At 60.2% G+C, this 1,050-nt stretch carries 2 protein-coding genes; one reads left to right on the forward strand and one right to left on the reverse strand.

The features are described from left to right. A partial coding sequence (locus IM708_RS21020; protein ID WP_209428497.1) for a dihydroxy-acid dehydratase occupies positions 1-382 on the forward strand: 382 nt, incomplete at its 5' end. A 263-nt stretch (positions 383-645) separates the two neighbouring features. Here IM708_RS21020 and IM708_RS21025 read toward each other — a convergent pair. Continuing rightward, positions 646-948 carry a transposase gene (locus IM708_RS21025; protein ID WP_209428498.1) on the reverse strand — a complete coding sequence of 101 codons (303 nt, stop codon included), beginning with the start codon at positions 946-948 and terminating at the stop codon, positions 646-648. Positions 949-1,050 lie beyond the last annotated feature (102 nt).

Consider the following 1,050-nt stretch of genomic DNA (forward strand, 5'->3'; position numbering starts at 1 on the left):
CTTGGGTCCACGGGGCGGTCCCGGCGTCGCCTCGGCATCCTGGGTCGTCGCGGCGCTTCAGGGAAGTGGCATCGGTGCCGCTGTCGCCGTTCTTACTGACGGGCAGCTTTCAGGCCTCAATCATGGCTTTGTGGTCGGGCAGATCGGCCCCGAGGCTGCCGAAGGCGGCTTGCTTGCCATCGTGCGTGATGGAGATCCGATCGAAGTCGATCTTGGCAATCGCGCGGTCAATCTGTTGCTGCCCGAGGCAGAGATAAAGGTTCGGTTTTCTACCCTTACCTCATTTATACCAAGCGAACGCAAAGGCTGGCTAGCGATCTATCAGGCCCTCGTCACGCCACTTGAACAGGGCGCGGTGCTACGGCCGACAGGGCCGGATTAATACCCTTCCCGGGGCGCTGTCAGACAAACCGGGCTTGAGGGGGCCCGATTCAATGCCGATTGACACCATGACTTGTTTCGCAACCTTATCCGGATAGGGATCGAGAAGGCGGAGGCCGGCGCGCTCGACCAGGACATGGAGTCAGCCGAACTTCTGAGCGAATACATGGGTCGCAATACGCATCCGAGAAGCATCGCGCCCTCCTTGACCGCCATGGCTTCGTATTGAGCAACCCGATGTCTGGAAATTTTGCTGAGAGCGGGTCACGCGTCCTGGCATTCCCACTTGATGTAGGCTTCTGTGTCAGAAGCCCATTTCTCGTCGATCTCGACGAGGATGGCGCTGACGAGCCGCAGCAGGGATTCCTCGCTCGGAAAGACCCTGATTTTGGCCGTGCGGCGCTTCAGCTCCTGTTGCACCGCGCGCTCCATCGGTTTCGAGGCGCGCAGTCGGCGGCGATGGTGCTCGGGCAGCGTGAAGACGGCGAGGCCTTCGGGCACGTTCTCCTCGAGCCATGTGGCCAGCTTCGGCGCGGTGTCGCGATAGCTGGCGACCAGCTCGGCCAGCGAGCCTTGTCAGAGGAAACTACTGTGATACGCTGATGACCGGTTGGTTGCGAAGTTTCTCGGCGCGCATTCATGGCTTCTGCCTTGAATATCAATATTCTT

This window comes from Pararhodobacter sp. SW119 (assembly GCF_017811755.1).
In the GTDB taxonomy this organism is placed as follows: Bacteria; Pseudomonadota; Alphaproteobacteria; order Rhodobacterales; family Rhodobacteraceae; genus Pararhodobacter.